At 54.0% G+C, this 6,704-nt stretch carries 5 protein-coding genes; all 5 read left to right on the top strand.

Annotated features, from left to right (window positions below; translation table 11 throughout):
- The coding region (locus tag ACP5D0_RS09580; protein ID WP_472365541.1) for a restriction endonuclease at nt 1-1,069 on the top strand (1,069 nt) is incomplete at its 5' end.
- Nucleotides 1,070-1,174: 105 nt separating this feature from the next.
- Nucleotides 1,175-2,335, top strand: a complete 1,161-nt coding sequence (locus ACP5D0_RS09575) for a LuxE/PaaK family acyltransferase (RefSeq protein ID WP_472365540.1) — start codon at nt 1,175-1,177, stop codon at nt 2,333-2,335.
- Nucleotides 2,336-2,416: 81 nt separating this feature from the next.
- Nucleotides 2,417-4,936: an aldehyde dehydrogenase family protein gene (locus tag ACP5D0_RS09570; protein WP_472365539.1), complete on the top strand. Its 2,520-nt coding sequence runs from the start codon at nt 2,417-2,419 to the stop codon at nt 4,934-4,936.
- A gap of 9 nt (nt 4,937-4,945) precedes the next feature.
- The gene (locus ACP5D0_RS09565) at nt 4,946-6,271 is read left to right on the top strand and encodes a phenylacetate--CoA ligase family protein (protein WP_472365538.1); all 1,326 of its coding nucleotides are present in this window, start codon (nt 4,946-4,948) and stop codon (nt 6,269-6,271) included.
- The coding region (locus ACP5D0_RS09560; protein WP_472365537.1) for an ATP-binding protein at nt 6,271-6,704 on the top strand (434 nt) is incomplete at its 3' end. The genes ACP5D0_RS09565 and ACP5D0_RS09560, both read left to right, overlap by 1 nt.

Below are 6,704 nucleotides of genomic sequence, written 5' to 3'. Positions count from 1 at the left end.
GGAGTATTTAAAATCGGGACAGTTGATTGATAAAAACGGTAAGGTTCAAGATGCGTTAAAACTCGCTTTAAAACACGATACGTTGACACTGCCAACCGAATTTGAACCGATTCAAACAGACATTGAGCGTATTCTGAAAAAAGTGGCGGGCGGTTTGGATGTGAAGGATGCCCGACAAACCCATACGGCGACTCCGAAAAAAGAAGTTATTCTGGGGGCGGAATTTAACGCTTTGTGGGAGCGCATTAAGTACAAAACCGTTTATCAGGTGAATTTTGATCTGTCAAAACTGGTGGCCGACTGCGTTCATGAGATGCAGGTGAATATGGTCATTGCCAAACCCAAATTTAAAACAGGGTTGGCTGAAATTACCATTGATCGTAGTGGTGTTGGCGTAACAGGCATTAAAGAAACCACTCAAACCCACGATGCTCAATACCAATCTTTGCCAGATGTATTGACCTATTTGCAGAACAAAACCCAGCTAACTCGAAAAACCTTGGCCAGAATTTTAACGGAAAGCGGTCGCCTAAAAGACTTTGCCAAGAATCCACAAAAATTCACCGAAAAAGCATTGGAAATTATCCAACGTAAAAAAATGCATGCGCTGGTCGATGGTATTAGCTATCAAAAAATCGGTGATCAAAGCTTCTATGCCCAAGAGTTATTCTTAGAAGAAGAACTGAAAGGCTATTTGGAGCAGAATATGATGGAAGTGGATAAGAGTGTTTACAGTCATATTGTCTACGACTCCAATACCGAATCCGCTTTTGCCACAGGACTGGAACAAAATGAAGATGTGAAGCTTTACACAAAATTACCAAGCTGGTTTAAAATCGACACGCCATTAGGGTCGTACAACCCTGACTGGACAGTTCTTATAGAACAAGATGGTAAAGAAAAACTGTACTTTGTTGTTGAAACAAAAAGCAGCCTGTTGTCGGAGGACTTGCGCCAGAGCGAAAACGACAAAATCCAATGCGGCCGTGCCCATTTTCAGGCCTTGGATAATGAAGTGGATTTTATCAAAGCCGCCTCAGCGGGGGATCTCATCGACCGCATCGCCTGATGTGAGCCATAGAGGATTGAATTCAAGGAGGGTAAATTTCTGTGACGGTTTGTGTTTAAATAGTGAATTAGCTGTCCTATATTTGCAGCCGTTAAGGAGTTTTTTATGTACAGTGAACCGGAGTCGGATCGGATTCCTGAGTTGCCGCAGCGGGTGAAAGCCTTTTGCGAGCGGCGCGAGCCTTATTTGCCCAATGCGCAGACGGACGACGATTTTATCGACGCCATGCGCGATATTACGCTTTGGCATCAGCAGCAAAGCCCTTGGTATCGGCGTTTTTCCGAATTAAACGGGGTGGAAGCCGCCGAGATTCAAACGATGGACGATGTGCTGGCCTTGCCGCCGATTCACGCCAATTTCTTCAAACGCAATCAGGTGTTGTCTCTGCCCGACCAGGGGCAGTTGAAAACCCTCACCTCTTCCGGCACCACCGGGCAGAAAAGTCAGATGTTTTTTGATGAATTCACTTTGGGTCACGCCCGTGACATGGTGCTGCGCATTATGGAGCAGCGCGGGGTCATGTCCGATCAACCCGCGCATTATCTGGTCAACGCCTATGAACCCTATGAAGGGCTGAAGGTCGGTACCTCCAACACCAACCAGTTTCTGATGCAGTTTGCACCGGTGGCGGATCAGTTCTGGACGCTGCGCTATCTGGGTGCGGAAGGGCATCAGTTTGACGGTTTCGGTGCCATCAACAAACTCAAGCAATGGGCGCAGGGCGATACCCCTGTGCGGATCATCGGTTTTCCGGCGTTTTTGCATTTTATTCTGCAACGCATGGCGTCCATGAACGAAGCGCCGCTGCGGCTGCCGGAAGGCAGTTGGGTGATGTTCGGCGGTGGCTGGAAAGGCCATGCCGATCAGGCCATTTCCCGTGAAGACATGCGTGCCCAGATTGCGCACTGGCTGGGCATTCCTGAGACGTCGGTGATTGAGAGTTTCGGCTCGGTGGAGCACAGCATTCCTTACGTCACCTCGCGTCAGCACCGTTTGCATCAACCGATCTGGTCGCGGGTGGTGATTCGGGATGTGAAAACCCTGCAACCTTTACCGCCTGGTGAACCAGGGTTTTTGTCGTTTGTGTCGCCTTATATTACCTCTGTGCCCGCGCACAGTATTGTGATGGGCGATATGGCGGTCTGGCACGAGCCGGATCTGGCGGATGCCGAAGAACCGCCGACGCCTTGGTTTGAAATACTGGGGCGCGCCGGGGTATCGGCCAACAAGAGTTGCGCGGTGGCCGCTGCGGAAATGTTGAAGTGAACGGTGATGATCGGACGTAATCAAAACGGTTAAGGCGATCAAGACGACTAAGACGACAAAAAAACGGGGATAAAACAGAAGATGGCACAGCATTTTTGGTTTGGGGCGTGGCTCGATCACGCCCAGTTGGCGGACAAGGCGGCTCAGTTGCCGGACGTGGTTCAGGCGGCGTTGGACGCGCCTTTTCCGTATGACGATTTTTACCAGGCCTGCGAACGGGTGGCGGCGGATCTCAGCACCGACTCGCCTTTGTTTGACAGCTTGGTGGCGGCGGTCGCAACGGATATGGATGCGCAGGAAGCGCGTGACATGATTCGCGCCATGCCGTCGGATTTGCAAAAGGCTACTTTGCAGAAAAAACTGCTCAGCGAACTGGGAACCGCCAGGCCTGGTGATTTGGAGCGTCGTTATCCCGACCGGCAATTTGAAGCCTGGTACCCGGTTGGGTTGGTGACGCACGTCATGCCGGCGAATGTGTTTCTGGTGGCCGCGCTGGGGCTGGTGGAGTCGTTGCTGGCGGGCAATCTGAATGTGGTCAAGCTCAGCGCGCGCGATTCGGCGTTTGCCGCGCTGTTTGCCGAGGCTCTTTGTCAGGCCGACCCGGGCGGACGTTTGCAGCAGTATGTGGCGGTGGTGCATGTGTCGTCGTCCGATCAGGACTTATTGCAAACCTTTTTCGATCAGTCGGATGCGGTGTCCGTCTGGGGTGGGGAAAAGGCGGTCGCCGCCGTGCGCGACATGACCGGCGAAGGCACGCGCGTGATTGCCTGGGGGCATAAAATTTCTTTTAACTATTTTGCTGAGGATCTGTTTGCGGACGAAGCGGCCTATCAGCAGGCGATTGAGGGCACGATGCTGGATATGTGTCGGCTGGACCAGCAGGCCTGCTCCAGTCCACAGTCTTTGTGGGTGGAGGGCGATCGCGCCCGCTTGAACCAAGTGGCGGAAGACCTGGCTGCGGCGCTGAAAGCCAAGGCGCACACCTTGCCCACGAAAATACCCGGCCTGGCGGAACAGGCGGAAATCACCACCGTGACCACCATTGCCAAAGCCGAGCAGGCGTTTGGGGTGACACAAGTGTGGGAATCGGATACTGACAAATCGCCCTGGCGGTTGTTGTTGGATGAACGCCCGGGCCTGACACCGTCGCCCTTGTATCGTACCTTATGGATTCGACCGATTGAACGTCGGCAGATTCCGATGCTGTTGCGCCCGATGCGTGCCTGGTTGCAGTCGTGTGGCTTGGCGTGCGGGCAGGGTTCCTTGACGGAAGTCACCCGTTATCTGCTGGGTTCCGGCGTGACACGCATTGCCCGCCCGGGAGAAATGATGGGCGGTTATCAGGGTGCGCCGCACGACGGCGTTTATGCCTTGCAGCGGTTTACCCGCCGAGTGACGGTGGATGCCCCGGCACAGCTGTTGGCGAAAAGCGGCGTCGGCCGTTTGGCCGAACTGGAGACGTCTCCCGTCGAACGTCCAGCCGCGACGCCGGAGACCCCTATTACCGGCAAGCCCGAGTTTCGCGCCTTGGCCGAGGCCTTTGAACAGCCAGACCTGGTGTTTCGCAGCGGCGGTTCCAGCGGGGCACCGGTCTGGTCGAAGTTCACCTGGGATGATTACCATCTGCAAATGCGCTTTGCCGCCCATGGCATCGTGGCCGCTGGTTTGGATCCGGAGCGCGACCGGGTCATCAACCTGTTTGCGGCTGGACAGATGTACGGCAGTTTTATCAGTTTCTGGACGATTCTGGAAACCCTGCGCGTGCCGCAGCTGCCGATGGGCATCGGCGATTATTACGATGAAGTGATTGACGTCATCCAGCGCTTTGACGCCACCGCGATGGTCGCTCCGCCGTCGTTTGCCATTGCGCTGTTTGAGCGCGGTGGCGAGCGGTTGAAAAACGGTTCCTTGAAAAAAGTGTTTTACGGCGGCGAACTCATGACCGCCTCTCAAGTGGCGTTTTTAAAGGCACATGGGGTGACGGTGGTGCGTTCAGCCGCCTATGGTTCCAACGACATTGGCCCCATGGGGTATCAATGCTGGGCGTGTGAAGGCACGGAACACCATTTGCTGTCGGCCGCCAAGTCGCTGGAAATTGTGGCGATGGATTCGGATGAACCGGTGCCGGAAGGCGAGATCGGGCGACTGGTCTTTACCCCGAAAGATCGGATCAAGCCGAAGATTGAGCGTTATGAAATCGGCGATACCGGCCGCTGGATCACCGAACCCTGTGCCTGTGGACGCACGGAACCCAAGTTTGAACTGACGGGTCGCACCGGCGACTTTTTCAAGGCGGGTGGTCCCTTTTTGAATTACCGTGAATTTGTGCGCATTCTGGAACAGCGTTTTGATTACATCGGACCGGTGCAGGTTCAGATTCACCCGAGTCACCAGAAAAACGAAATTCGCGTCTGTTTGCTTGACGACGCCGGTCTGGAAGCGGAGGCGGTTCGAAACCGTCTGGTGGCCGATTATGAGGTGCTCAGCTATATGATTGAGGCCGGTTTGGGCACGGAAGTGTCGGTGGCGTTGATGCCACGCGAACAAATGGACACAGTGCGCGCCAGCGGCAAAATTCGCCCAGTGTGCGATTATCGATAAGGAAGGATTATGTCTGAAACACAACACAACCCGCAGCAAACGACAGAGCTTGCCTCTTTTTCAGAACGCCTGTTAGCGCATTTGCGCTTTGTGCGCCAGCATTCACAGTATTATCGCGAATTGTGGCAGGACGCTTGGCCAGATGCCAGTCAGCCGATTGCACTGGCCGATTTGCCGGTGGTGGATTCCAAAGCCTTTTGGGAAGCGAACCTGTTTGAAAATAATCGCGTACTGACTGCAGGCCTGGCAGAAACGGTGGTGTTCAAAAGTGGCGGCACCACGGGCAATCCGAAATATTCGTATTTTTCGTATGATGACTGGCGAGCTTTCTGTCAAGCTTTTGGCGACGGCTTGAAGCGTGCCGGAATGCGCTCGGATGAGCGGGTGGCGAACCTGTTTTACGGTGGTCAGTTGTACGCCTCCTTTATGTTCATCGCCCGCAGCATGGAAGAGGCCGGGATCGGGGTGCAGTTTCCGGTGTCCGGCATGGCCAGTGAAGAAGAAATGTTGAAAACGATTGAATTTTTCAAGATTGAAACCCTGGCCGTGGTGCCGACGACCATGATGAAATTGCTGCCATCATTGGCCAAAATGCCACCGGAAAAACGGACGATCAAGCGTGTTATTTATGGGGGCGAACCCATGCAGGCTGACCAGGTTGCGGCGGTGCAAAGCGTGTTGCCCGGTTGTCGAGTCGAGTCCATCGGAGTGGCCGGTGTGGATTACGGCGAATTGGGTTTTGTTGATCATAACTGCGAACTCGGTGTACACCGGATGTTTGATGGACACACTCAGGTGGAATTGCTTGATGATGACTTGCTGCCGATCGAGTCACCAGGCCAAGCCGGTTATCTGTATATGACCAATTTGAATCGCCGTTTGATGCCGGTGGTGCGTTACCCGGTCGGTGATCGCGCGGAATGGTTGGATGAACCCGGCACACCGGCGCGGCGTTTTCGTTTGTTGGGGCGCAGTCAGGAAGGGGCGCGTATCGGGCCGGTGAGTGTGTACATCGAAGACATCCAGAAAATTTTGGATGGGGTTTCCTTGCCGCAACAAGTGATCAGTTTCCAGTTGGTGGTGGAGCATGCCGATCAGAAAGACAGAGGCCGTTTGCGTTTGGCGGTGGCCGAACCCGAGGGGATGACAAATGAACACGGATTACAGGTGCGGGATGAGTTTTACCGGCAACGTACGCTTTATCCGGATTTAGTGGGGCAAAACCTATTGCATCCGTTTGAGGTGGAATGGATCGGTCTGCAAGCCATGCATACTAATCCGAGGACCGGAAAATTGCTGCGGGTGGTGGATCGCCGTGCGGAGTCGAATGTTTGATGGCTGAAAGTGTCTTATTGCCCTCGAAGCAGGCCTGGTTAAAATTGGAATTGCCCGCCTGTTTGGACAGTTTGCTCACCATTCAGGCGACCTTGACTGAATTTGCCGGACGCCATGGCTTCCCGACGGCGCAGCGGTTTAAGCTGGAGCTGGCGCTGGAAGAATTGGTGACCACGGTTTTACAGTTTTCGCTGGACGAAACCGACACCGATTCACAGGTGCTTCGCTTGGACGTTCGGCTGGAGGATGGCTTTTTGAAAGTCCGGCTCAATAGCCGCGGCCTGCCGTTTAATTGGTCGATGATTCCCGAATACGACCCGCGCCAGGCGCGTCAAACGGATTTGCTGAACACGCCAATGGATGAAGGCTTGTCGGCGTTTTTGCTCAAACAAGTGGTGGATCAGTATCAGTTGTCGAATTTGGGCAAGGAAGG

It is taken from the genome of Hydrogenovibrio sp., assembly GCF_049975065.1.
GTDB lineage: Bacteria > Pseudomonadota > Gammaproteobacteria > Thiomicrospirales > Thiomicrospiraceae > Hydrogenovibrio.
The sequence above is the reverse complement of the archived record's forward strand: the minus strand, read 5'-3'. Positions and strand labels throughout refer to the sequence as shown.